Annotated in this window: 26 protein-coding genes; 15 read left to right on the plus strand and 11 right to left on the minus strand. The window is 61.4% G+C overall.

The features are described from left to right. Window positions 1-101 precede the first annotated feature (101 nt). From ACIOTN_RS14765 to ACIOTN_RS14785, 5 genes are all read right to left on the minus strand, one after another. Window positions 102-2498, minus strand: a complete 2397-nt coding sequence (locus ACIOTN_RS14765; protein WP_402735575.1) for a bifunctional salicylyl-CoA 5-hydroxylase/oxidoreductase — start codon at window positions 2496-2498, stop codon at window positions 102-104. Between the two features lie 63 nt (window positions 2499-2561). Then, complete coding sequence (locus tag ACIOTN_RS14770; protein ID WP_402735576.1) at window positions 2562-4193, minus strand: AMP-binding protein; 1632 nt, start codon at window positions 4191-4193, stop codon at window positions 2562-2564. Window positions 4194-4227: 34 nt separating this feature from the next. After that, the gene (locus ACIOTN_RS14775) at window positions 4228-5118 is read right to left on the minus strand and encodes an acyl-CoA thioesterase II (protein ID WP_105661855.1); all 891 of its coding nucleotides are present in this window, start codon (window positions 5116-5118) and stop codon (window positions 4228-4230) included. Then, window positions 5115-5597, minus strand: a complete 483-nt coding sequence (locus ACIOTN_RS14780; protein ID WP_105661924.1) for a cupin domain-containing protein — start codon at window positions 5595-5597, stop codon at window positions 5115-5117. Before ACIOTN_RS14780 ends, ACIOTN_RS14775 begins: the two co-directional genes overlap by 4 nt. Before the next feature lie 41 nt (window positions 5598-5638). Beyond that, window positions 5639-6499, minus strand: a complete 861-nt coding sequence (locus tag ACIOTN_RS14785) for a fumarylacetoacetate hydrolase family protein (RefSeq protein WP_105661856.1) — start codon at window positions 6497-6499, stop codon at window positions 5639-5641. A gap of 145 nt (window positions 6500-6644) precedes the next feature. On the opposite strand from ACIOTN_RS14785, the gene ACIOTN_RS14790 reads away from it, so the two are divergent. Further along, window positions 6645-7064: a RidA family protein gene (locus tag ACIOTN_RS14790; RefSeq protein WP_105661857.1), complete on the plus strand. Its 420-nt coding sequence runs from the start codon at window positions 6645-6647 to the stop codon at window positions 7062-7064. 73 nt (window positions 7065-7137) lie between these two features. Here ACIOTN_RS14790 and ACIOTN_RS14795 read toward each other — a convergent pair whose 3' ends face one another. Both ACIOTN_RS14795 and ACIOTN_RS14800 read right to left on the minus strand, forming a co-directional pair. After that, window positions 7138-8010, minus strand: a complete 873-nt coding sequence (locus tag ACIOTN_RS14795; RefSeq protein ID WP_105661858.1) for a PaaX family transcriptional regulator C-terminal domain-containing protein — start codon at window positions 8008-8010, stop codon at window positions 7138-7140. A 74-nt stretch (window positions 8011-8084) separates the two neighbouring features. Then, window positions 8085-8645 carry a purine-nucleoside phosphorylase gene (locus ACIOTN_RS14800; protein ID WP_402735577.1) on the minus strand — a complete coding sequence of 187 codons (561 nt, stop codon included), beginning with the start codon at window positions 8643-8645 and terminating at the stop codon, window positions 8085-8087. Window positions 8646-8766: 121 nt separating this feature from the next. On the opposite strand from ACIOTN_RS14800, the gene ACIOTN_RS14805 reads away from it, so the two are divergent. The 3 genes from ACIOTN_RS14805 to ACIOTN_RS14815 all read left to right on the plus strand — a co-directional run bounded on the left by ACIOTN_RS14805 (window position 8767) and on the right by ACIOTN_RS14815 (window position 11329). After that, window positions 8767-9258 (plus strand): S-ribosylhomocysteine lyase, encoded by a 492-nt coding sequence (locus ACIOTN_RS14805; protein WP_105661860.1) that lies wholly within the window; start codon window positions 8767-8769, stop codon window positions 9256-9258. Between the two features lie 28 nt (window positions 9259-9286). After that, on the plus strand, window positions 9287-9781 hold the full coding sequence (locus ACIOTN_RS14810; RefSeq protein WP_146112930.1) for a hypothetical protein: 495 nt from the start codon (window positions 9287-9289) through the stop codon (window positions 9779-9781). Between the two features lie 177 nt (window positions 9782-9958). Continuing rightward, window positions 9959-11329, plus strand: coding sequence for a pitrilysin family protein (locus ACIOTN_RS14815; RefSeq protein ID WP_332487865.1), 1371 nt, complete (start codon window positions 9959-9961; stop codon window positions 11327-11329). Between the two features lie 70 nt (window positions 11330-11399). On the opposite strand, the gene ACIOTN_RS14820 is transcribed toward ACIOTN_RS14815, so the two are convergent. Beyond that, complete coding sequence (locus ACIOTN_RS14820; protein ID WP_402735578.1) at window positions 11400-12053, minus strand: alpha/beta fold hydrolase; 654 nt, start codon at window positions 12051-12053, stop codon at window positions 11400-11402. Window positions 12054-12225: 172 nt separating this feature from the next. Beyond that, complete coding sequence (locus ACIOTN_RS14825; RefSeq protein WP_105658192.1) at window positions 12226-12636, minus strand: hypothetical protein; 411 nt, start codon at window positions 12634-12636, stop codon at window positions 12226-12228. A gap of 195 nt (window positions 12637-12831) precedes the next feature. On the opposite strand from ACIOTN_RS14825, the gene dapB reads away from it, so the two are divergent. Further along, a complete protein-coding gene (gene dapB, locus ACIOTN_RS14830; RefSeq protein ID WP_105661862.1) occupies window positions 12832-13590 on the plus strand; it encodes a 4-hydroxy-tetrahydrodipicolinate reductase in 759 nt (252 codons plus the stop codon). Continuing rightward, window positions 13587-14039: a tetratricopeptide repeat protein gene (locus ACIOTN_RS14835; RefSeq protein WP_105661863.1), complete on the plus strand. Its 453-nt coding sequence runs from the start codon at window positions 13587-13589 to the stop codon at window positions 14037-14039. Before dapB ends, ACIOTN_RS14835 begins: the two co-directional genes overlap by 4 nt. Before the next feature lie 57 nt (window positions 14040-14096). Here the strand turns inward: ACIOTN_RS14835 and ACIOTN_RS14840 are convergent, their stop codons facing one another. Next, a complete protein-coding gene (locus ACIOTN_RS14840; RefSeq protein WP_400290441.1) occupies window positions 14097-15269 on the minus strand; it encodes a heparan-alpha-glucosaminide N-acetyltransferase domain-containing protein in 1173 nt (390 codons plus the stop codon). Window positions 15270-15336: 67 nt separating this feature from the next. On the opposite strand from ACIOTN_RS14840, the gene dapA reads away from it, so the two are divergent. Both dapA and ACIOTN_RS14850 read left to right on the plus strand, forming a co-directional pair. Further along, window positions 15337-16248: a 4-hydroxy-tetrahydrodipicolinate synthase gene (gene dapA / locus ACIOTN_RS14845; protein WP_400342829.1), complete on the plus strand. Its 912-nt coding sequence runs from the start codon at window positions 15337-15339 to the stop codon at window positions 16246-16248. Window positions 16249-16267: 19 nt separating this feature from the next. Next, complete coding sequence (locus tag ACIOTN_RS14850; RefSeq protein WP_105658187.1) at window positions 16268-17974, plus strand: ribonuclease J; 1707 nt, start codon at window positions 16268-16270, stop codon at window positions 17972-17974. 90 nt (window positions 17975-18064) lie between these two features. Here the strand turns inward: ACIOTN_RS14850 and ACIOTN_RS14855 are convergent, their stop codons facing one another. Beyond that, the gene (locus ACIOTN_RS14855; RefSeq protein WP_402735579.1) at window positions 18065-18355 is read right to left on the minus strand and encodes a hypothetical protein; all 291 of its coding nucleotides are present in this window, start codon (window positions 18353-18355) and stop codon (window positions 18065-18067) included. Between the two features lie 221 nt (window positions 18356-18576). Between ACIOTN_RS14855 and ACIOTN_RS14860 the strand changes: the two genes are divergently transcribed. From ACIOTN_RS14860 to ACIOTN_RS14890, 7 genes are all read left to right on the plus strand, one after another. Next, window positions 18577-19404, plus strand: a complete 828-nt coding sequence (locus tag ACIOTN_RS14860) for an ABC transporter ATP-binding protein (protein ID WP_105658185.1) — start codon at window positions 18577-18579, stop codon at window positions 19402-19404. Further along, entirely contained in the window at window positions 19401-20087 is a 687-nt protein-coding gene (locus ACIOTN_RS14865) for an ABC transporter permease subunit (protein WP_332731422.1), read from the plus strand. Before ACIOTN_RS14860 ends, ACIOTN_RS14865 begins: the two co-directional genes overlap by 4 nt. Beyond that, the gene (locus tag ACIOTN_RS14870) at window positions 20084-20821 is read left to right on the plus strand and encodes an ABC transporter permease (RefSeq protein ID WP_402735580.1); all 738 of its coding nucleotides are present in this window, start codon (window positions 20084-20086) and stop codon (window positions 20819-20821) included. The genes ACIOTN_RS14865 and ACIOTN_RS14870 overlap by 4 nt, the downstream gene beginning before the upstream one ends. Next, window positions 20818-21720, plus strand: coding sequence for an ABC transporter substrate-binding protein (locus ACIOTN_RS14875; RefSeq protein ID WP_402735581.1), 903 nt, complete (start codon window positions 20818-20820; stop codon window positions 21718-21720). Before ACIOTN_RS14870 ends, ACIOTN_RS14875 begins: the two co-directional genes overlap by 4 nt. 236 nt (window positions 21721-21956) lie before the next feature. Beyond that, window positions 21957-22976 (plus strand): ABC transporter substrate-binding protein, encoded by a 1020-nt coding sequence (locus ACIOTN_RS14880; RefSeq protein WP_332594695.1) that lies wholly within the window; start codon window positions 21957-21959, stop codon window positions 22974-22976. Next, window positions 22976-23890 carry a hypothetical protein gene (locus ACIOTN_RS14885; protein WP_402735582.1) on the plus strand — a complete coding sequence of 305 codons (915 nt, stop codon included), beginning with the start codon at window positions 22976-22978 and terminating at the stop codon, window positions 23888-23890. Before ACIOTN_RS14880 ends, ACIOTN_RS14885 begins: the two co-directional genes overlap by 1 nt. Continuing rightward, complete coding sequence (locus ACIOTN_RS14890) at window positions 23883-24716, plus strand: class I SAM-dependent methyltransferase (RefSeq protein ID WP_105658179.1); 834 nt, start codon at window positions 23883-23885, stop codon at window positions 24714-24716. Before ACIOTN_RS14885 ends, ACIOTN_RS14890 begins: the two co-directional genes overlap by 8 nt.

The raw sequence follows: 24716 nt of genomic DNA on the forward strand, positions 1-24716 counted from the left end.
TGGGATCCGAGCCGAGCCGCCAAGCGGTTCCCGTGCCCGGCAAAAAGCCGCAGGATCGGCAGCCCAAACAGGGCCGCCAATCCTGCGGCTGGCAGCAACAGCTAAGCGCTGGTTACCAAATTGGAGGTTTCGGATTTCCTGGCCGGAATCCAGCGCAGGTGCGTTTGCTCCTGCTCCTCGGCTTCCCGAACCAGCGAGAGCCGCGGGCGGACCGCGTCGGTGCGGGCGGCGGGCGGCTTGCGGCGTCCGGCCTTGAAAGGCAGCGGCCAGGTGGCGCCGTCACCGGTATAGTCCTGCTCGGCGGCTGCCTGCAAGGTCCACTGCGGGTTGTACAGGTGGGTGCGTCCCAGCGCCACCAGATCCGCGCGGCCTGCCAGCAGGATCGAGTTCACGTCGTCGTAGGAGGACACCGCACCCACCGCGATCACCGAGACCCCTGCCTCGGCGGCGACCTGGTTGCGGATCCTGTCGGCGAATGGCGTCTGGTAGCTGCGCCCGAAAGCCGGCTTCTCGTCCTTCACGATCTGCCCCGACGAGACGTCGATGAACTGGGCGCCGTGGGCGATGAAGGCCCGGGCGATGTCCACGGCATCTTCTTCGGTATTCCCGCCTGGCGACCAGTCGGTAGCCGAGATGCGCACGCCGATGGTCTTGCTTGCCGGCCATGCTTCGCGGACCGCATCCAGGACCTCAAGCGGGTAGCGCAGCCGGTTCTCCAAGCCTCCGCCGTATTCGTCGGTGCGCTGATTGGACAGCGGCGAAAGGAAGGAAGAGAGCAAGTAGCCGTGGGCCATATGCACTTCCAGCACGTCGAATCCTGCCTCATCGGCGCGGCGTGCCGCGGCGGCGAACTGCTCGCGCACCTCGTCCATCTGCGCACGGTCCATTTCCACCGGCACATGGCAGCCTTCGCCATAGGGCAGTGCGCTGGGAGCGAGCACATCCCAGTTGCCTTCTTGCAGCGGCTGGTCGATGCCTTCCCACATCAGCTTCGTCGAACCCTTGCGACCCGAGTGGCCGAGCTGGGCGCCGATCTTGGCGTTCGAATTTCCGTGCACGTAGTCGGTCACGCGCTTCCAGGCAGCGGCCTGCTCATCGGTGTACAGGCCAGTGCAGCCCGGGGTGATGCGGCCGATATCGGAAACGCAGATCATTTCGGTCATCACCAGCCCGGCCCCTCCCATGGCCTTGGAGCCCAGATGGACCAGGTGGAAGTCCCCGGGCACCCCGTCGGTGGCCGAGTACATGTCCATGGACGAAACCACCACGCGGTTGGCCAGCTCGGTGTTGCCGAGCCTATGCGGCTGGAACATCGCCGGTGCAACGGAAGGTGAAGCGTTGAGCCGGGCGAAGTTCTCATCGACCTGCTGAGCGAATCCGGTATCCCGCAGCTTCAGGTTCTCGTAGGTGATGCGCCGGGAGCGGGTGAGCAAGTTGAAGCAGAACTGCACCGGGTCCTGGTCCTTGTACTGCCCGATGTTCTCGAACCATTCCAGCGAGGCCTGGGCCGCGCGCTGGGTGGATTCGACCACTGGGCGGCGCTCGGTCTCGTAGGCGGCCAGCGCCGAATCAACCTCGGCATGCTCATGCAGGCAGGCAGCCAGGGCCAGAGCGTCCTCCATGGCCAGCTTGGTGCCCGAGCCGATGGAGAAGTGGGCAGTGTGCGCGGCATCGCCCAGCAGGACGATGTTCCCATGGCGCCAGTTCTCGTTGCGCACCGTGGTGAAGTTGATCCACTTGGAGTTGTTAGTCAGCACCTGGTATCCGGCCAGTTCCTCGGCGAAGATCCCGGCCACCTTGTCCACCGACTTCTGGTCGCTCACGCCCGGGCCGAAGACCTCGTCCTCGGTCTCGTCGAATCCGGCCGCACGCCAGACGTCTTCGTGCATTTCCACGATGAAGGTCGAACCCTCGTCCGAGTACGGGTAGCCGTGGATCTGCATGGTTCCGGCATCGGTTTCCTTGACAAAGAACTTGAAGGCCTCGAAGACCTGGTCGGTGCCCAGCCACATGTACTTCGAGGTCCGCGGATCAAGGGAGGGCTTGAAGGAGTCCGCGTACTTGGTTCGCACCGCGGAGTTCAGCCCGTCAGCGGCCAGCACCAGGTCGTACTCGTCCGCCAGCTGCTCCACATCCGGGGCAACGGTGGAGAAGAGCACATCCACGCCCAGTTCGATGCAGCGGCGCTGCAGCAGCTGGAGCAGTTCCTTGCGGCTCATGGCCGCGAAGCCCTGGCCGCCCACGGTGTGCATCTGGCCGCGGAAGTGGATGTCGATATCGCTCCAGCGGGCGAAGCGCCGGGACATGTATTCGGCCACCACCGGATCGGCGTTGCCGATGCCGCCCAGGGTCTCATCGGAGAACACCACGCCGAAGCCGAAGGTGTCCGATGCGGCATTGCGTTCCCACACGGTGACATCGTGGTTCTCATCCAGCTGCTTCATCAGAGCCGCGAAGTACAGGCCGCCAGGGCCGCCGCCGATAACTGCAATCTTCATGGTGTGTCCTTTCATCAGCCCCGGAGGGCGATTGGGCCGGGGCCCGAAAAATATCTGGGGAGTTTATGCGACCGGGGAGCCGTTGAAGGCCTCGCGCAGCTTGAAATGCTGCAGCTTGCCGCTGGGATTTCGAGGCAGCTCGGTGACAAAGCGGATTTCCCGCGGGTACTTGTACGGGGCAATCGTGGCTTTGACGAAGTCCTGCAATTCCTTGGCCTTCGCCTCATCGGCTTCGGCGCCTTCGACCAGAACCACGAACGCGCAGACGATTGATCCGCGGTTCGGATCCGGGCGGGCGACCACCGCGTTTTCCAGCACCTCGGGATGCTGGTCCAGGGCTTGCTCGACTTCCGGGCCGCCGATGTTATATCCGGAAGAGACGATCATGTTGTCGCTGCGCGCCTGGTAGGTGAAGAAACCGTCCTCGTCCCGGGAGAAGATGTCCCCGGTGATGTTCCAGCCGCTTTCGACGTAATTGCGCTGCCTCGGGTCATCGAGATAGCGGCAGCCGGTCGGCCCGATAACCGCCAGGCGCCCCGGCTCGTTGGCCGCGGCTTCGTTGCCCTCGGCATCCAGCACCGTGGCGCGGAAACCGGGAATGGCCTTGCCTGTGGTTCCCGGCTTGATGTCCTTGCCGGCGGCGGAGACGAACACGTGCAGCATTTCGGTGGAACCGATGCCGTTGACCAGTTCCAGCCCGGTTGCCTCCCTGACATGGTGCCAGGTGTCGGCAGGCAGGTGCTCGCCGGCGGAGACCGCCACGCGCAGGGGCCTGAGCAGGTCGGCCTTGCCGTTCTTCAAGATGGCCCGGTAGGCGGTGGGGGCGGTGAACAGGATGGTTGCCCCGGCCGCGTGGGACTGCTCGGCCAACTGCACCGGGGTGGCGCGTTCGGTCAGCAGCGAGCTGGCGCCGAAGCGGAAGGGGAAGACCACTAGCCCGCCCAGTCCGAAGGTGAAAGCCAGCGGCGGGGAACCGGCGAAGACATCGTCCTTGGTGGGTTCCAGGATGTAGCGGGCAAAAGTGTCCGCATTGGCCAGGATGTCCCGGTGGAAATGCATGGTGATCTTAGGGACGCCAGTGGTTCCCGAAGTCGGTCCCAGCAATGCCACATCATCTGCGGCTGTGGCCACCGCGGTGAATTCGCCGGATTTGCCTGCTGCCTGCTGGGCCAGATCGTCGCGGGACGTGCCGCCGTAGCTGATGACCGGATAGCCGCCGCCGCTGGCCTTGAGCGCGTCCTCGGCGAAGCGGTGGTCGGTGATTAGCGCCACCGGGCCGGTCAGCGTGGCCAGCTTGGAGATTTCCGCAGCGCGCAGGGCAGCCATCGTGGTGACCACAACACCGCCGGCCTTGATCACTCCGAGCCAGCAAGCTACCAGCCATGCGTTGTTCGGACCGCGCAGCATTACCCGGTTGCCCGGCACCAAGCCATAGTCCTCGACCAGCACCTGGGCTACCTGGTTGGCCCGCTTGAGCAGCTGCCCGTAGCTCAGGCTGGTGCCATCGGGGGCCAGCAGCGCCGTGCGCTGGGCGCCGAACTTCTCGACGGACTGGTCGATCAGCACTTCGGCGGCATTGAGCCGGTCCGGGTACTGCAGCTCGGGCAAGGTGAATTCCAGCGTCGGCCACAATTCGGGGGATGGAAGATGGTCGCGGGTAAAGCTATCGACATGTACAGAAGGTGAAAGTTCCATAAGGCAACTCCGTTGGCAGGTTCGGTGGGAAGTCCTAGTTGGCGTTCCGCCCGGGGCGGATCATTCCTTCTTGGGCTACGGTGGCCAGCAGCTTGCCATCGCGGGCATAGAAGCGCCCGATGGCCAGTCCGCGGTTGTCCTGGCTCGAAATGGCTTCCTGAGCGTAAAGCACCCAGTCGTCCATGCGCCCCTCGCGATGGAACCACATGGAATGGTCCAAGCTGGCGGTCACCAGGCCCTCATCGCCCCAGCTCAGCCCGAGACCGCGCATGATCGGCTCCAGGATGGTGTAATCGCAGACATAGGCCAAGGCCGCCTTCTGAATCACCGCATCATCGGGCAACGGTGAGAAGGCCCGGATCCAGACCGCTTGGCTGCCGGACTTTTCGCGCTCGCCGGGAAGGTAGATGGCTTCGGGAACATGGCGCATGTCGAAGCTGCGGCCGCCGGCCCAGTACTTGGCGGCGTCGCCCTCCACGCCTTGCAGGGCCTCGGCGGCGCTGGCCAGGGACTGCGGATCCAGATCCAGCGAAGCGCCGGGGGCATCGAGCGCGAATTCGGCCCCGTCTTCCGGAACGTGGAAAGAGCCTAGCGCGCAGTAGACCGGCTTGCCGTTCTGGAAGGCGCGCACCTGGCGGGTGGAATAGCCGCGGCCATCGCGCAGGTGCTCCACCTCGTAGCGGACCGGCTGGTGCATATCCACTGGCCGCAGGAAGTAGGAGTGCATGGAGTGCAGGCTGCGGTCGGCACCCACCGACTTCATCAGCGAAAGGGCACCCTGGGCAACCATGTCGCCACCGTAGGCCTTGGGCCAGGGCACGTACTGAGGGATGGCGGTGAACGCCTGGTCGAAGACCTCCGCAGCGCATTCGGTCAGGTTGATGGCATCCAGGAAGACCTGGGCGGACAATGCTGTGGTGCTCATGCTCGGCGGTATCCTTCCAAGGTTTCGTCAGCGACATCAGCGAGATTGACCACGATATTCTCCGGGGTCCGGGCAGTGAGCCACACCAGCTCCTCGGTGACCGACATGTTGGCCTCGACATGGGGCATGAACGGTGGGACGAAGACCCAGTCGCCGGCCTTCATGTCGGCGTACTGCTCGTAGTTCTCGCCGAAGTAGATCCGGCCGTGGCCACGCAGCACGTAGCCGCCGGTTTCCGCTTCACCATGGTGGTGGGGGAGGGAACGGTAGCCCGGGACATTGGAGACCTGGCCGAACCAGATCTTTGTGGCGGGCGTGTGCTGGATGCTGACGCCCGAGACGCGGATGCAGTCCCCGGACTGGGCGGTGTTGGTGTCCTCGGATCCTGCCCGGGTGACTACGGGGACAACCTGGCCATTTTCCGAGGCATAGATCGAATTGTCGCCTTCGGTGCGGTAGGTTATGGGTGCTTCGGTCATGGTGTGCTCCTTCAAATTCGGTAGAGGGATGTTGCTGATGGTCATTGGGACAGGGCCGGGCTGTTCACTCGGAGCCGGAACCTGTTGGAGAGGATGCCGATGCCAGGGATTTCGGTTTCGAGCCGGTCCCCGTCAGCGAGGAAGCGAGGCGGAACCATGCCCATTCCGACTCCGCCGGGGGTCCCGGTCAGCACGATGTCCCCGGCACGAAGCGTGGTGAATTCGGAAATGTAGCTGACCAGCCGCGCCGCGGAGAACACCAGCGTCGAGGTGTTGCCGCGTTGCACTTCCTCGCCGTTGATGCGGCAGATGACCTCCGCGCCGGCCACCGGGTCGATCTCATCTGCCGTGGCCAGCACGGGACCCAGGGGAGTGGTGCCGTCGAAGGCCTTGCCTTGGAACCACTGCAGGGTCCGGCGCTGCCAGTCGCGCATCGAGACGTCGTTGGCTACCGTGTATCCGGCAATGGCGGCCTGGGCTTCTTCCAAGGACGCTGAGCATGCATCTGAACCAAGCACTACTGCCAATTCAGCTTCCCAGTCGACATTGGCGGAGGAAGCGCTGGAAATCTCGGCGTCGGGATCTGCCAGGGTGTCGGCGAACTTTGCGAACAATGTGGGATATTCGGGCAGTTCCCTTCCCATTTCCAGGATGTGGTCGCTGTAGTTCAGCCCGCAGCAGATCACCTTGGCGGGCGCTGGCAGCGGATTAAGCTGCCGGGCCTGCTCCGCGGGGATAAGATCGCCTGCGGTACTGGATTCCAGGGCTTCGGAGGCGATTGCTTTCCAGTCCTGGTGCTTGAGGAACTCGCTGAGATCGCCAGCTGGCAGGGGCAGATATCCCTGATCGGTCTGGATTGCCGCCAGGCTCTTCCCGCCGGCGCGGATCGTTGCGAGTTTCATGTGTGGATTCCCTTTGTCAGTTGGGTGAAAAGCTATGTGTCGACTTTTTTACCGCCGTCACGTAAGCTCAATGTAGCACGCATCACAAAGATGGCGCTAGAGCCAATTGGGGCAAATTTCATGCACCCGGTACAAGGAGTAGGAAATGACTGAAACCAAGTTGCACCGCAACGAGACAATCAACCCCGCATCCATGGCGAAGCCCTCTGGCTATGCCCACGGAGTCAAGGCGGGGGATACGGTCTACCTCGGCGGGCAAACCGCTCTGGACAAGGATATGAAGATCGTGCCCGGCGGCATCGTGGAACAGTTCAAGCAGGCATTCTCCAACGTGCTGACCACCTTGGTTGAAGCCGGGGGCCGCCCCGAGGACCTGACCAGCGTGACCATTTACTTGACCGATGTGGATGATTACATGGCCCATGGCAGGGAAATCGGGCGCCTTTGGCGCGAGATGGCCGGTTCGGAATATCCTGCGATGGCAGGGATCGGGGTAAGCCGGCTTTGGCAGCAGGAAGCCTTGATTGAAATCCAGGGCGTGGCTGTCATCCAGGACCGCAACTAGTCCCTGGATGCGGAACAGGGCTGCGAAACCAATTGGTTTCGCAGCCCTGTTCCTATCGGTCGAGGCGCAAAGATCAGCGTTGCTCGCCGATCACCCGCTGTACATGGCGCGAAGCCAGTGGCGACAGCAGCGTATGCAGGTCCTTGAACAGCGCTTCAGCCTTCAACGCGTTCCAATCCTCCGGGAGCAGCTCGGCCGGCAACCCGGGATCGGAATAGGGGAATCGGCGCCACTGGGTAAGCAGGACCAGATGGTCCGCGAAGCCCTGGGCATCGATCTCAGGGCTGTGCTGCGTGCCGGCGCGTTCCTTCCAGAATTCCAACCGTCCCTGGTTCTCCTTCAGGAATTCGGAGTACATAGCTTCCAGGGTCCCTAAATCCCACCAGGAATCCAGGTTCTCGCGCAGCTGCGCGCCGCCGATGTGCTCGGCCAGGAAGAACTCGAAGTACTTGTCCAGGCCGTGCCGGGCGAAGTAGGCCAAGGCAGGATCCTTGGCATGTTCCGGTGCAATCCAGAGCCCGGGGACCACCGAACCGAAACCCATGCGCACCAGGGAGGAACGGATCTTGTGCCGGATGTTGCGCTGGGTTTCGGGGACCGTGAAGGTTGCCAGCAGCCAGCGGTCTTCGGCCGTTGCGCGGCGTGGATGGAAAATCCGCTCGTCGCCTTCGGCAAAGGTGGTCAGCACCGATTCGGACAACGAGTATCCGTTGCGACCGCGGACTTGCACGCTGTCGATGATGCCGCGCTTCTTCAATCGGGAAATCGAGGAACGAGTGCCTGCAGGCTCGACTCCCACGTCCTGCATCAGGGATATGATTGCCGCCACCTGCAAGGCGCCGCCGTGCTGGCGGGCATGCATGCCGAAAAGCGAAACGATCAGCTGGTGGTGGCGGGGCATGGAGAGCTCTGCTGCACCGACGTGTGGTTTTGCCTGTGCTGTCATGGAACAATCTCCGTTCGCTGCTGGTGTTTCAATTCTAGAGCTAACCTTCGGTGGAAGGTCCCGGCGGCAGTCTGCTACCCCAGGTGCTGGTCGTAGAACTCGCGCAGCTGGACGCTCTTCTGCTTGGCGATATCATCCCATTCGTCGATCGACGCCGAATCATCCGCGTAATCGGAAGGGATCTTGAAGATCTGCAGCGGCACGTTGAAGCGTTGGCAGATGCTTGCGTAGGCGTAGCCTTCCATATCGACCAACGAAGCGCCCAAGGACTTGATGTGGATACGCTGCTCATCATTCGAGACGAACACGTCGCCGGTAGCCATGGTGACCTGGAAATCAGGAAGCAGGATGGCGCCGGCAGGGTCCACATCTGCCGATGGCAGCGGGAAATCATGCTGGATCAGTTTGGTGATCTGGTAAATAGTGTCCAAGCTCGGGCGGTCTTCACCGGCATGGCCAACAACTCCAGCGGTGCCAAGCACGACGACGTTTTTGATGTTGCCTTCAGCAAGCGCGCCAGCCAAGGCTACCGACGCGTTGACCTTGCCAACACCAGAAATCAGGTGCTCGACATCTGCAAAGGCTACGGCTTCGTCTGCATGCGCAAAGACGAGCAAGGACTTCTGGTCCGACATGAACTTCCCCTCTAAAGAAATCAGTTCGGGGATTGCTGCCCCGAACGTCCTAAGAAGTCTATCGGTTACCTCCTTCGATAAGCTCTCGATTCGCCAGACGGTGAGCAGATAGACTTTGCATATGAGTGATATTGAACTTGCTGAAGTTGAAAGCTTTGCACTGGACCACACCAAGGTCAAGGCGCCGTATGTGCGCAAAATCGGGGTGGAGCACGGTCCCAAGGGAGACGCCATCTCCAACTACGACATCCGTTTAGTGCAGCCGAACCACGGTGAGATTCCAACGGCAGGTTTGCACACCATCGAGCACACCATGGCTGGTCTGCTGCGTACCCGCATCGATGGCCTGATCGATTTCTCCCCATTTGGCTGCCGCACCGGCTTCCATATGATCTTGTGGGGCGAGCCGACACCGGAGGTCGTCGCCGCTGCGATCAAGAGCTCGCTGGAAGATATCGCGGAGAAGGTTACCTGGGAAGATGTTCCAGGAACCGAAGCCGTAAGCTGTGGCAACTACCGCGACCATTCCCTGCACTCTGCTCGCGAGTGGGCCAAGGTCGTCTTGGAGCAGGGCATCAGCCTTGATGCGTTCGATCGTTCCAAGCTTGCCTGAGCAATAGCTTGAGATCTGGAAATCCCGCGTGTTCCGTTTGGAACGTGCGGGATTTTCTTGCTTTGTTGTCCCTTCGCCGAAAGGAAATGATGGCCGCCGATTCGCCAACTTGCAGGATCCCGTCGGTAGCATGGAGACTATGCGCAGAGTTCACTTCTTAGCTGCAGCACTGCGCGCCGTGGCATTAGCTATCAGTGGATGCGAGAATTTCGATGCGGCTAGGACATCTAATATCGGCGAGGAATGCCAGTCGGCAATTCAAAAGCAGAACGAAGCCTGGTCTGATCATGAAACGCCGCAAATTAAGATTAGCGAAGCAGAGAAAATGGCGCTCAATGCTTGCAAGAACCTCGATGAGTGGAGCACTGCCGTCTCCTATAATCCCGGATCAATGGGATATCCGGAATTGAGCACAGAAAATGCAGCGAACACTGTTTATCTAGCCTGCGCTTCAAGTGACCCAGGACGGCAGACCCCAGTGTGCGCTGACGCCGAGAAACGCGGATATCTCGACGCAACTTAGCCCACCAACCGAGCTAGTGAGTATTGCCGCAGTCGCGGTCCGATCGCGTAATTTCCCAGAATGTGATGGCTCCGTCACCACTGAGCTATTGCTTTCAAACCGCGGTTCTATGGGAGAATGAAAGACAGTGTACTTAGCTTGAAATGGCTATTCTCGACGACTTAAGGACGTATATTCGTGGCCATGATTCCATTGCCGTTGCATTCGGTGGAGACCACGCAGTTTTCTCCGATTGACCCGGCGGACCCGACGTTGGTCCACCGAGGCGAAGGCGGCTCTGAAGTCCGGCGCAGCATCCTGCCCGGTGGCGTACGAGTCCTGACAGAAGCGATGCCCGGACAGCGGTCCACCACAGTGGGCTTCTGGGTACCGGTCGGTTCCCGCGACGAGGAATCAGGGCACTTCGGCTCCACGCACTTCCTGGAGCACCTGCTGTTCAAGGGCACTGCCAAGCGCACTGCCTTGGAAATCGCCCAGTCCTTCGATGCCGTGGGCGGCGAATCAAACGCAGCCACCGCCAAGGAATCGACCTGCTATTACGCCCGCGTCCTGGACACGGAGCTGCCAATGGCCCTTGAGGTCATCGCCGACATGGTTACCTCTGCAGTTATCGACCCGCAGGAATTGGAACAGGAACGCGGGGTGATCATCGAAGAGCTGGCCATGGATGCAGATGACGCGATGGATGTCGCCCACGAGCGGTTCGTTGCCAATGTCTTGGGCGATCACCCATTGGGACGTCCCATTGGAGGAACTCCTGAAGAGATCATGGAGATCTCCCGCGAGGCAGTCATGGAGCACTATCGTGCGCACTACCGCCCAAGCGAGTTGATTGTTACTGCCGCCGGATCCCTGGAGCACGACAAGCTGTGCGAGCTGCTTCTCAAGGCGCTGACCGAAGCAGGCTGGGAACTGGACCCGATGGCTGTGCCAGAACCACGCCGCATGGGTGAACCAGCGCAGATCACTTCGAAGGCCGGGCTGGAAGTAATCAACCGTCCGGGCGAGCAAGCCAACATCATCATGGGATGCTCCGGCATCACCGGACATGATGACCGCCGTCAGGTTCTCGCAGTGCTGAACGCTGTTCTCGGCGGCGGCATGAGCTCAAGGTTGTTCCAGGAAATTCGCGAGAAGCGTGGACTGGTGTACTCGACCTACTCCTTCTCCGCCGCCTACACCGATGCCGGCTACTTTGGCATGTACGCGGGCTGCGCCCCGGCTAAGGCTGCTCAGGTTATCGGGCTGCTGGGGGCCGAGCTTGATCGGTTGGCCAAGGACGGCATCACCGAAACTGAATTGGCGCAAGCCAAGGGCCAGCTATCTGGTGGAACGGTGCTGGCACTGGAGGATCCAGGAAGCCGCATGTCCCGTTTGGGCCGGGCAGAAATGATTACCGGAGAATTCCAGGACATCGACGAAGCACTGTCTCGCGTCAATGCCGTCACGGCCCAGGAAGTTCAGGATCTGGCCCAGGAACTGGCCTCCAAGGATCGAGTGATCACCGTGGTGGGACCGTTTGAAAGTGAAGCCGACTTAGGCCTCTAGAGCTGGATGCCGTGCCCCTGGAATCGAATCCGAGGATTTCGATTCTAGGGGCATCGCCGTTTTCTCTGGGTCATGCCGCGGCATCTACTAGCGCTGCAAGCTCGGGCGCATGAGAGAAATTGAAGCCATGCGCACCATGACGCATGACGGTGAGCTTGGCTTGCGGTGTTCTTGCGACCAGGCGAAGACCGAACTCCGGTGGAGACAGCGGATCCCGGGTGCCGCACACGACATCAATCGGGCACTGGACCGTACGAAGCAATTCAACGGTGGAGTAGTCCAGCATCTGGGCGCAGCTTTTGGCCCACCATGGGATGCCGCAGCGCAGGTAATCGACGAGCAATATTGCCTTCACCGAGTTCAACTCGTGCGGGAAATCTTCAAAGAGCCGGCGGGCCTGCCTGAACAGCGTCGCTTCACGGTCGTTGACCGCAGGAGCTGCAATGACCAGGTGCTTGACCAGATCCGGCCACGCGCGAGCTAGCTCAATGGAAACCTGCGCGCCCATGGAATGCCCGAGGACGATAGCGTTCTCAACTTTCAGCTCGCGCAACGCCAATGCTACTTCGTGCGCGAAACGCGGTACGGTCACCGGGCGGCCATCATCCAGATTCTTGCCGTGGCCTGGAAGTTCGGGAACGATCACTCGATACTTCTTAGCCAAGATGTTGGCCAGCGGAGTGAAATAGCGGCTGGATGCTCCGAGCCCGTGAATCAGCACCACGTCAGGGCCATGGCCCGCGACACGAACCGAAAGCCTGGTCCTGAGGGATTCGGGCAATTGCCCAAAGTAATCGTGGCGCACGCCAGCCTTTCATCGTGCGAAAAGTGCGCACACACTATCGGTAGGGAAAATCGGCACGCTCACCTGAAATGGCGAGACAGGCAAAAAGGAATTAACCGCCCGCCCCGGTCGAATGCTGGGTAATAGCGGAACGAAGGTCTTCCGGGAAGAGCTCCTGCACGCCTTCCTCGTATTTGGAACCGTCATCTGGACGGCGCAGTTCCTGCCCGTCAATGCGGAACGGGAAGGCATCCGCCTGGGCAGCGGTGTCCGCCGAGTCCTGGCTATCGGGTGCGCAAGTAGCCCAGCCGTAGGTCGTGGAGTCCTCGATACGGAAAACCTCAACCTGGCAAGTCGGCGAATCGATGACCGTTCCCTGTTCTTGGACGACATCAGTAATAGTTGCTCGCTCGTCATCGGACAGGGTGATCGGTTCATCGCCTGAACCGCAGGAAGTGATTGCAAAGGTCGCGACAAGCGTTGCGCCGATGCCGAAACCAAAGCGCTTAATTTTCTGACCCATGGCCCTGCTTACTACTTGGAGACTCCTGACACATATTTTTCCCCTATTTGCTAGGCAAAACAAGTTGGGCTGGCCGTAGGGAACAAGCAGAATCAAATATCTGGGAAATCGCCTCAGGGTATTCGCTGCAAAACTCGCGTGAGATCACGTAATCGTTGGCAAGGCAGGTGCCTGCAGGGCGATAGGCTTAAGCCCATGAGTGCACAGATCAAGGTGGCCGTGCTCGGCGCGGCCGGACGAATGGGCTCGGAAGCGGTCAAGGCCGTAACTGAGGCTGCAGACATGGAATTGGTAGCAAGCTTGGGAAGAGGCGACGATTTGTCGCAGATCCTTGAAGCCGGCGCAACGCACATTGTTGACCTTTCTGTGCCGGCATCCACCGAGGCCAATGTGCGTTTTGCCGTCGAGAACGGGCTTCATGCAGTGGTTGGCACCACTGGCTGGGATGATGATCGCCGCGCGAATTTGGAAGGGCTGCTGGGCAAGCATCCGCAGGCAGGTGTGCTGATTGCGCCCAACTTCGCCCTGGGCTCGGTGCTCGCCAGCGCTTTCGCGGCTACGGCAGCCAAGTACTTCGAATCCGTAGAGATCATTGAGCTGCACCACCCGAACAAGGTGGACGCGCCTAGCGGCACCGCGGTGCGTACCGCTGAACTGATCGCGAAGTCGCGTGAAGCCGCTGGAGTCCCCGCGAGCCCGGACGCTACCGAGACCCAGCTCGATGGCGCCCGTGGCGCAGTCGTCGATGGAATCAACGTTCATTCGGTACGCCTGCGCGGCCTCGTAGCCCACCAGGAAGTGCTCTTTGGCGGCCCGGGGGAGCAGTTCACCTTGCGCCATGATTCCTTCGACCGTGCCTCGTTCATGCCAGGCGTCCTCCTGGGCCTGCGTACTGTTGCCTCCCGCCCGGGCCTGACCTATGGCCTTGATGGCTTCCTGGAGTTGGGCCAGTGAAAACGAAACTTTGGGTAGGCGGCATTCTGCTGCTGTTCGCGCTGTACATTGGAATGACCTTCACCCAGGCGATCCGTCTGCTAAAAACCGGGGAACTGGTCGCGCAGGTCATGGGCATTGCAATCCTGGTTATTCCTGCACTGTGCGTCTGGATCCTCATTCGCGAGGTGCTCTTCGGGCTGCGCACTGAGAAAATGGGCAAGTCCTTGGCCTCCTCAGGTGAGCTGCCAGAGGATCTTCCCCGCATGCCGTCGGGACGTTTCCTCCGTTCGGCCGCCGACGCTGATTTCCCTATCCATCAGCAGGATGTGGAAGAGAACCCGGAATCATGGAAATCCTGGTACCGTCTGGCACTGGCGTATGAAGCCTGCGGTGACAAGCCGCGCGCCCGCAAATCCATGCGTACTGCGATCGAATTCTGGCGAGCAGACCAGAAGGTCAGCCAGTAATTGCATAAAGCAGCATCATGTTGATGGCCCGGACTCACGAGAGTCCGGGCCATCGCTCTAGAATTTGCTCTTCGTCTCGGGGGTGCTGTCAGCTCCGCTAAACACCCGGACGCCATATTCCAAAGGGCCAGAGGCCTTGCTGAAGCCAAGCCAAATTCCGAAGACGGCCGTCGTTGCACAGAGAACCCACCAAATCACCATTGGGTCCAAGTGCTCTTTCAGCGCCGGCAGCAAGATAATGTGCCCTGCATACAGGGTCAGCGGGGCCCGGCCGGCGCCAGCCAGAATCCGGCCGAGCGCACCCAGCCGACCAATAATCAGCTGGAGCAGGCCGATGATAGCGACAGCGCAGGCGGCGTTGTGCAGCGTGGAGAGCGAAGAATTGCTGTGACCGGTCGGCAGCCAAAGATAGGCTGGATTGTCCAGGAACGGATCCAGGTTGGCGCCCGGCAAACGCCCGGTGGTGATCATTGTGGGAACGAGGGATAATTCCAGGCCCAGTTCACGGGCTATGAGCCCGGCATTGTGCATGCTCACCGAATGGCCCGCCCATTGGGTTGCCGCCGCGATAATCGAACCGCCCAATGCAAGCAGGCTCGCAGTCCTCGTGCTGTGCAGGTTGCATCTTGCGATGGCTATTCCAAGAAGGCCGAAACCGAACCAGACCATCAATGGGTAGTATCCGGTGACCGTTAGATCCTTGAGGAGCAGTTGCGGGGTGAGAATGTCGCCGAAGCTCGGATTATGGTCCAGCGAGTCCGCAATCCAGTTGCTGGCCAGCGGTCGCCAAAGAACCGGCATAAGCAGCAGCCAAAGGGCCGAGACTACCCAAATGGTTGTTCTCGACAGCTTCAGCGCCAGTGGAAGCAATAGAAACAGTAGCCCATAGTGGACAAGAATGACCGCGATGGCTTCATTTACTGACCCAATTGCCATTCCGAGCACGGCAATAATTAATGCTCTCAGCACAAGGACTGAGTAAACCTTAGGGTGGGAACAGCCCTTTCGAGCCAAGGATTTCGAGAGCAGGACCAGGGATAAACCCGCCAGCACCATGAACAGGACAGATGCTCGGCCGGAGGCGAAAGTCCCGGTAAATGTTGGGGAGTAGGCGGGTGCGCCGCTGGTTTCATAGAGCGCGAAAACGTGCGCGGCGAACATCCCGAGGATGGCGGCAAGCCGTGCCGCGTCCACGCCCAGCAACCGCTGGGAACTACCCAAATCGTTCATGGAATCATCGCACCACGAATTGCGCGGGGGATGCCATTGCAACATGCGCGAGTGTAGATTTAATGCCATGGCTACAAGTGCAATTGATAATCAGGCATACCCGTTCGGTACCGTGCTGACCGCTATGGTCACGCCCTTCGATGAAGCGGGTGAAGTCGATTACGCGATGGCTGCCAAACTGGCAACGAAGCTGGTTGATGATGGCTGCGACGGACTGGTCGTCACCGGCACCACCGGCGAGACCTCGACCCTGACCGATGAAGAGAACATCGAGATGTTCCGTACCGTCGCCGAGGCGGTGGGGGACCGTGCCGCAGTGCTGGCCGGTTCCACTACCAACGACACCCGTCACTCCATCAAGCTCTCGCTGGCTGCCAAGGAAGCGGGCGTAGACGGTGTGCTGTTGACCACCCCCTACTACAACAAGCCAAGCCAGGCCGGCGTCATCGCCCACGTCAAGGCCATCGCCGAAGCCGTTGAGCTGCCCATCATGCTCTACGACATCCCGGGACGCACCGGCATCGCGCTGGCGCCCGAGACCATCATTGAACTGTCCAGGATTCCTCAGGTCATTGCCCTGAAGGACGCCAAGGCGGATTACCAGTCCACCACCACCGTGCTGGCCACAACCGATCTGCACGTGTACTCCGGCGACGATGGGCTGACTTTGCCGCTGATGGCGGCAGGTGCTGTCGGCGTGGTTTCGGTCACCGCTCACGTTGCGGCCGCTAAGTACCGTACGCTTGTTAATGCAATGCATGCAGGAGATCTGGCGACTGCACGCACCACACACTTTGAGCTGGACGCGATCCAGCGCGGCATCATGGGCCACATTCAGGGCGCCGTGGCCGCAAAATATGGACTTCACTGGCAGGGTGTCCTGCCGAACACCGTCGTCCGACTGCCGCTGTTGGCACCGTCGGACGCAGAGCTCGATGCCATCCGCGCGGACCTACGTGAAGGTGGATGGGATCTGTAACGAAAGGGACTAACCACATATGACTGAGAGTTCAGTAGGCAAGGCTGACGCTGCGCGTATGCAGACTCCGGCGAAGCTGAAGAAGGGAACAATGCGAATTGTTCCCCTCGGCGGCTTGGGCGAGGTCGGCCGAAACATGACCGTTTTCGAACTCAACGGGAAACTGTTGATCATCGACTGCGGCGTGCTCTTCCCCGAGGAGCACCAGCCTGGCGTGGATCTGATCCTGCCAGACTTCTCCTACATCAAGGACCGCTTGGACGACGTGGTGGGCCTCGTGCTGACCCACGGCCACGAGGACCACATCGGTGCTGTTCCGTACCTGTTGCGCCTGCGCGAAGACATCCCTTTGTACGGGTCGAAGCTGACCCTGGCCTTCGTCGAAGCAAAGCTGGCAGAACACCGCATCAAGGCCAACACCAATATCGTGGTGGAGGGCGAGATCGCGCAGGTTGGCAACTTCGAATGCGAGTTCGTAGCTGTGAACCACTCGATCCCGGATGCCTTGGCAGTATTCCTGCGCACCGAAGCCGGTACCGTGCTGCACACCGGCGACTTCAAGATGGACCAGCTGCCACTTGACGGCCGCATCACCGACCTGCGCCACTTCGCGCGCCTGGGCGAGGAAGGCGTGGACTTGTTCCTGCCGGACTCCACCAACGCCGAAGTTCCGGGCTTCACCGTTGCCGAACGCGAAATCGGCCCGGTACTCGAGGCCAAGTTCGCGCGCGCCCGCCGCCGCATCATCGTCGCTTCGTTCTCCTCGCACGTCCACCGCGTGCAGCAGGTTCTGGACGCCGCAGCGGTGCACGGCCGCAAGGTGGCCTTCATCGGCCGCTCGATGGTGCGCAATATGGGCATCGCCGAACGCTTGGGCTACCTCGAAGTGCCACAGGGTGTCCTGGTCGACCTGAAGCAGATCGATTCGCTGCCAGACCACAAGGTAGTGCTGATGTCCACCGGTTCGCAGGGCGAGCCGATGGCTGCACTGTCCCGCATGGCCAACGGCGAGCACAAGGTCCAGATCAACCCGGGCGACACCGTCATCCTGGCCTCCAGCCTGATCCCGGGCAATGAGAACTCGGTCTTCCGCGTGATCAACGGCCTGATGCGCTTGGGTGCCGAGGTCATCCACAAGGGCATGGCCAAGGTCCACGTTTCCGGTCACGCATCGGCTGGCGAATTGCTCTACTGCTACAACATCCTGCGCCCGAAGAACGTGCTTCCGGTGCACGGCGAAACCCGCCACCTGATTGCCAACGGCCGCCTGGCCGCGCAGGCCGGTGTCCCGGAGGACAACGTGCTGCTGGCAGACGACGGCTCGGTCATCGACATGAAGGACGGCGTTGCAAAGCTCGTTGGCCAGGTCGAATGCGGCTACGTCTACGTTGACGGTTCCAAGGTCGGCACCATAACCGATGATGACCTGAAGGACCGCGTCACCCTGGGTGAAGAAGGCTTCATCTCGGTCATCACCGTCATCAACCGCCAGAACGGCACGATCATCTCCGGCCCGGACATCCACGCACGTGGCGTAGCCGAAGAGGACTCGGTCTTCAACGAGATCAAGCCGAAGATCGCAGCTGCGATTATGGAAGCGGTGGGCAACAACCCGAACCACTCCACGCACCAGCTGCAGCAGATCACGCGCCGCGTGATCGGCTCGTGGGTATCGCGCAAGCTGCGTCGCCGCCCAATGATCGTTCCTGTAGTGCTCGAAGCCTAGGCTTCCAAAAATATTGCCTCGAACCAATTAAGGTTCGAGGCAATATTTTTATGGGAAATCAAGCGCAAGGCATGCACCACAGCTCAAGCGTCAGCCAAAGAAGCCCAGGTATGCAGGACTTGGCGAGTCATCGAGCTCGATTGCCGGGGCGGGACTTTGCGGCAGGATTTGCCCTGTTTGCGCGTCTACTACGACGACCGAATCCCACTGGTCCATATCGATCTGCTCCAGCACCTCGCCGGTGCGGGCTTCCATGGACACTGAGCTGTCCCAATCACCGGATGGGGCGACGTCTTGCTGGCCAGCGAGTGCCGGTGATGAGAGTGCCAGGGCGCCAACGATTAAGGTTGCTGTCGCGATGCCAATTGTGCGTATGCGCAAGGTCTTCTCCCAATGCAGTAAAGATGATTTTCACTGACTCTACCGATGTTCCCGAAGGAAACCGGGCACCACCACGCAGTATGAAACTGGCTATTTCCCGGACATCTGGTGCTGTCACAGCACTTTTAAGGCAGAATTGGGCTCAACGCCAGCTCAAGGAGACGGAATATGCCCGGGCATCACCCAATGGGTTGGATCGAAGCCGCTGTGGAGGAATGTGCATGATTGAGTTCGATAATGTTTCCAAGCACTATCCGGATGGCACCGTTGCCGTCAAGGATTTCAGCCTGCAAATTCCGGCCCACCGCACCACTGTCTTCGTCGGTTCCTCAGGCTGCGGCAAGACAACATTGCTGCGGATGATCAACCGCATGGTTGATCCGAGCAGCGGTACGCTCCGTATCGACGGCGAGGACATCGCCAGCAAGCCGGCGGTGGGCCTGCGCCGCAGCATCGGCTACGTGATGCAGAACTCCGGCCTGCTGCCTCATTTCACTGTCGCACAGAACATTGCGACCGTGCCGCGGCTCATGGGTGAAACGAGCAAGGCATCACGAGCGCGTGCCTTGGAATTGATGGGCACGGTTGGGCTTGCCGGCTCCATGGCCGACAGGTATCCGCATCAGCTCTCTGGAGGCCAGCAGCAACGCGTTGGCGTGGCACGCGGGCTGGCCGCCGATCCGAACATCCTGCTCATGGACGAGCCCTTCGGCGCAGTGGACCCTATCGTTCGCGCCGAGCTGCAAGAAGAATTGCTTCGTCTCCAAAGAGAACTCGATAAGACCATAGTCTTTGTCACCCACGATATTGATGAAGCCTTCCTCCTGGGGGACCAGGTGGTAATTCTGGCGGCGGGCGCACAGAAGCTCCAGGTCGGCAGCCCGAGTGAGATCATTGAAAATCCGGCCAATGATTTTGTCGCCTCCTTCATTGGCGCGCAGCGTGGGGCACGGGCGCTGAGCTTGAAGCAGACCGAGCACGGAACCGTCCTGGTTGATGCGCAAGGCCGGACTCAAGGCAAGCTCGTCGAGGATGGGTCAGTCCAGTGAACTGGGTCCTGGAAAATCTCGGACTCATTGGTTCGCTATCGCTGGAGCACCTGCGCCAGTCCCTGATAGCAATCATTCTCGGATTCATTCTGTCGATTCCGCTGGGTTGGGTGGCCTGGCGCTACAAACTGGTGCGCGGACCGGTCGTGAGCATCACCGGATTGCTCTACACGATCCCTTCGCTGGCTCTGCTGATGATCCTGCCCGTACTCACCGGGATGAGCGCGATCAGCGAAGCCAATCTCATTCTCGCCTTGGCGATCTACGCGATAGCGATCATGGTGCGCAGCGTGGTCGATGGGCTGAACTCGGTGGACCCGGCAACCAGGTCGGCCGCAACTGCCATGGGCTACGGATCGGCACGCCGCTTCTTCGCTGTCGACCTTCCCTTGGCCGGTCCCGTAGTTCTGGCTGGTCTGCGAGTGACAGCGGTCAGCACCATCTCGCTGGCAACCGTCGGCATCCTGGTCGGGGTAACCAACTTGGGCTACCTGTTCACCAACGGTCTGCAGCGTCGCATCATTGAAGAAGTCCTGGCGGGGATCATCGCGGTGGCAGCGATCGCGTTGCTCGTTGACCTGTTGTTGCTCCTGGCCGGCCGTTGGCTGATGCCTTGGGCTGCAACGAGCACCAGGCAAAAACGAACTGCAGCGCAGCCGTCCACGCAGAAGGTGTCCTCATGAATCTGATTTCCGATGCGCTGGCGTGGATCTTCGCTCCCGAGCAGTGGCAGGGCGATGGGGGACTGGCTAGCTTGCTGGGGCAGCACTTGCTGTTCACGGTGGTTGCTGTGCTGATTGCTAGCGCGATTGCCATCCCTGCGGGATGGGCCATTGGGCATACGGGGCGAGGAAGGGAATTGGCCGTCGGGCTGGCCGGCGTTGCGCGTGCGGTGCCATCCTTCGGACTGCTGATTCTGCTGGTGCTGCTTCTGGGAGTTCTGCACAAGCCAGAAGCGGCCATGCTGACCTTCGTCGTGCTGGCAATTCCATCACTGCTGGCCGGAGCTTATACCGGCTTCGAAGCAATTGACCGCAAGACCATCGATGCTGCCCGGGCCATGGGGATGACCGAATGGCAGATCCTCGTCAAAGTCGAGATCCCACTGGGACTTGCGCTGCTCGTAGGCGGGATCCGCTCCGCCGTTCTTCAAGTAGTCGCCACCGTTACTGTTGCCGCCTACGTGAATCTCGGCGGCCTGGGACTGCCCATCATCACCGGTCTGAACCTGCGGCGCTTCGACATGGTCCTGGGCGGCGCCTTGATGGTTGCCGCGCTGGCCTTGGTGCTGGATTTGGCATTTGCCATCGCGCAGAAAGCGGCTGTACCCCACGGGCTGGGCGTGCCCTCGGAGAAGAAGAAGAAAACTTACCAAGATACCGATGACTCAATCACCCGCGAAAGGGAAATGTCATGAGAACCAAGAAGATATTGTCCACGAGTGCTCTCGTGCTGGCCGGAAGCCTCGCACTCGCTGGATGCTCCGGTGCGGATCCGTTGGCCACCGAAAGCGATGCCACCCGGGAGGGTGGGGAAGCGATCGTTGTCGGTTCGCAGGCCTACTATTCCAATGAAATCGTTGCTGAGATCTATGCCCAGGCGCTTGAAGGAGCCGGCATGGAAGTGGAACGGAAATTCAGCATCGGGCAGCGCGATGCCTACATGCCCCAGCTGGAAGACGGCAGCATTGATGTCTTCCCTGAATACACCGGCAACCTGCTGCAGTTCTACAAGGAAGACACCGAAGCACGCTCCGCCGATGAGGTGTACAGCGAGCTGAAGGAATCCTTGCCGGAATCATTGGCCGTGCTCGAAGCCGCGCCAGCATCGGATCAGGACTCCTACACGGTGACCAAGGAATTCGCTGAAGCCAATAAGCTTGCGAGCATCGAGGATTTGGCCGGCATTTCCGAACCCTTGACCGTGGGCGGCCCGCCTGAATTGGCGCAACGCCCCTATGGACCCAAGGGCTTGGAGAGCGCATATGGCGTCAAGGCCGAATTCTCGGCAACTGGCGACACGACCGTTGAAGACCTGGCCGCCGGCACGGTGAATGTCGCCAACGTCTTTACCGCGGATCCGCGGATCCAGACGGAGGACTTGGTAGTCCTTGAAGACCCGAAGTCGCTATTCCTGGCATCGAATGTGGTGCCATTGGTGGCCGCTGATCAATCCGGGGAATTGGCAGAAGTCCTGAATCCGGTCAGCGAAAAACTGACAGCGCAGGTTCTGGTGGACCTCAACGTGCAGAGCACCGTGGACAAGAAGTCTGCCGCCGACATCGCTTCGGCATGGCTGACTTCCGAGGGGCTGTAGCCCGGCAAGCCAGCATAAGAACATAGCTTCACCGCAGCCGCACCGCCCACACAATGACGGGCAGTGCGGCTGCTTTTCCTTGTCCGGAAACGGCAGCGGCTTGGCTGAGGGGTATTCCGTGGCTTGCTCGTTTTGACAATTGATAATGATTCTCATTAGTGTTTAGCTCTGTTGGCAGAGGAGCTCGCCGGATCTCGGCGGCCGAGGCCTGCCCGCCATGAATGGAGCACTGATAGATGAAAAAACTCAATCCCTGGAAGTTGGCCGTGCCGGTTGCCATCCTGGCCCTGGCCACCGGATGCGGCGCGCCAGCCGGATCTGCCAGCGGTGCACCGCAGGGCACCGGCGCCAAGAGCATTTCCCTGGACAGTTGCGGAAGGCAGGTCGTCTTCGACAAGGCGCCGGACAGCGTTCTTGCAGTCGGGTCGGAAGCCCCGGCCCTGCTGGCCGCCGCTGGAGCGGGAGACAAGCTCACGCACTACGCAGGCAGCTGGCAGGTGCCTTTCGACGAAGAAACCATGGCGGCAGTGCGCAACGCGGAGCGGATTACCGAGGACTCGCATGATGTCTCCTACGAAATGATCCTGGACTCGGGAGCAGACGTGGTGATCGGCACCGATATCGCTGCTGGAATCGATCTCGACTCGTTGGCTGAACGCCTGGAAAGCGCCGGAGTGAAGATGCTGACCGTCAGCGGATATTGCGCCGGATTCGAGGATCGATCCACCGGCGGGCTCAGCGGCTTCGACCAGATCTACAAGGACGTCCAGTCCTACGGCCAGCTCTTCGGCACCGAGCAGGCGGCCGAGGACTCCGTGCAGCAGATGCGAGCACGCGTCGAGCAAGCCGCGCGCAGCGTCAAGCAGGAAAGCCAGCAGCGCGGGATGCCGCTGTACGTGCCCACCGCAGGCACCTTGGGATCCTACGGCCATGAATCGCTGGTTGCCGAGCAGATGGAACTGCTTGGCCTTCAGAACGTCTTCAACGACGTGCCCAAGCGCTACTTCGAGCCCTCCACCGAAGAACTCGTGAACAGCGGCGCCGACAAGGTCTTCGCCATGTACCTGCCGACCGGCTCCTCGAACTTGGAAACCGACCAGCAGGTCATCGAGGCGCTGCGCGACCGCCCCGAATTGGCCGGATTGCCCGCCATCGAGCAGGACAGCGCCATCGTGCCGCTGAACTACTACTATTCCTCGCCCGGTCCGCTGGCAGTGGACGGGGTCGAGCTGATCGCCGACCGGCTGGCCCGTTGATGAGCCAGAAAGCGGCGCTGCGCCGGCAAGCGGCCTCTTCGCGCCGCGCGGCCCGCCCGGGGCACGGACGCGGCCCCAGCCGTGGCCTGGTCCGGGGCGCCACCCCCGTGGAATTCGTCAAGCTCAGTCCGGCATCGAATACCACCGTGCTGGTGACCAGCCGGCACCCGGCGGCGCACTACCGCAGCATCGCTGACCGGCTGCTGCGCGCCGAACATGTGCACGCCGAGCAAGTCGGGTTCATCCTGCCTCCCAGCTCGCCCCGGGCCCAGGCCCGGCTGCACATGGCCGGTGGCGAATTCTGCGCCAATGCCGCGTTGTCGCTGGCCGCGCTGCAGGCCGCGCGCCGCGCCCGCAGCGGCCCGCTTGAGCTGCTGATCGAAGCTTCCGGCGCCGCGCAGCTGCTGGGCTGCCGGGTCGAGCCGGACGGTGCCGTCTACCGCTGCCAGCTGAAAATGCCCTGGCCGCTGCGCATCGACCCGTACCCGTTCCCGGGCGTCGCCGGCGCCGGGCTGGTGCGCTACGCCGATGCGGTGCACCTGGTCGCCGAATGCGACGGCTCGGATCCCCAGCTGCGCGGGCGTGCGCAGCAGCTGGCCCTGGACCTGGGCGCCAGCGAAGCGGTGTCCGTCGTGGGCATCATGCTCTACGATCCGGACCGCGGGCAGCTGGCCCCGCTGGTCAGCGTCCCGGCGCTGGGCAGCCTCATCTGGGAGGGCAGCTGCGGCTCGGGAAGCGCCGCGCTGGGCGCCTACCTGGCAGCGAAAACCGGGGCTCCGGTCAATGCCAGCGTGAAACAGCCCGGAGGCACCGTGCAGGTGCACGCCGATGGCAGCCGCGCCAAGGCCACCGCGCTGCAGATCAGCACCGAAGTAAGCATCGTGGCCGAAGGGACTGCATATATCCATGACTGAAACACCACTGGCCACCCAGGCCGCCGCCGCCGGCCTGGCCGGCGTGCTGCACGGCTACCTCGGACGGTTCGCCGAAGCCGCCCGAGACTATGACGGATCGACGCGGCACGCGGCGGCGCTCGAAGAGCTGCTGGCCGGCTATGCGCAGTTGGTCACCGACCCGGCCAATGAACCGGGCTATGCCCAGATGGCCGCCACCGACCAGGGCACGGCGCTGGTGGCGGCGCTGCGCACCGAATCGGCGCGCTGCGTCGCAGTCATCGAGAAGTACCGGGCGCTGCGCCTGCTCGAAGGCCGCAGCGGAGCCGAGGGCTACTTCGCCAACATCGAATCGTGCATCGCCGGGGAATTCGGCGCCGTCGCCCCCGACTCCAGCTCCAAGGTGCTGCTGGTCGGCTCGGGTTCCTTCCCGATGACCCTGCTGAACCTGGCCTCGCGCACCGGGGCCAGCGCCGTGGGGATCGACATCGATCCCGAAGCGCTGGAGCTGGGCCGCCGGGTCGTGGCGCAGCTGGGGCAGGGCCTGGACATCGGCCTGCAGGGCGATCAAATCCACCAGCTGGACTTCCTGCCGCAGGCCACGCACATCGTCTTCAGCTCCACGGTAGCCGTGAAATACGAGCTGCTGCACCAGTTGCACGCGCGCACCCGGCAGGACGTGGTGGTCGCAATGCGCTTCGGCGACGGGCTGAAGTCACTGTTCAACTACCCGATGCAACCAGTGGACCCCCGGCGGTGGCAGCTGGACGGAACGATCCGCCAGCCCGGGCAGGTCTTCGACATCGCGCTGTACACCAAGGCGCGCACGAGAACGGAAAGCAATTAG

The organism is Glutamicibacter sp. NPDC087661 (assembly GCF_044743275.1).
In the GTDB taxonomy this organism is placed as follows: Bacteria; Actinomycetota; Actinomycetes; order Actinomycetales; family Micrococcaceae; genus Glutamicibacter.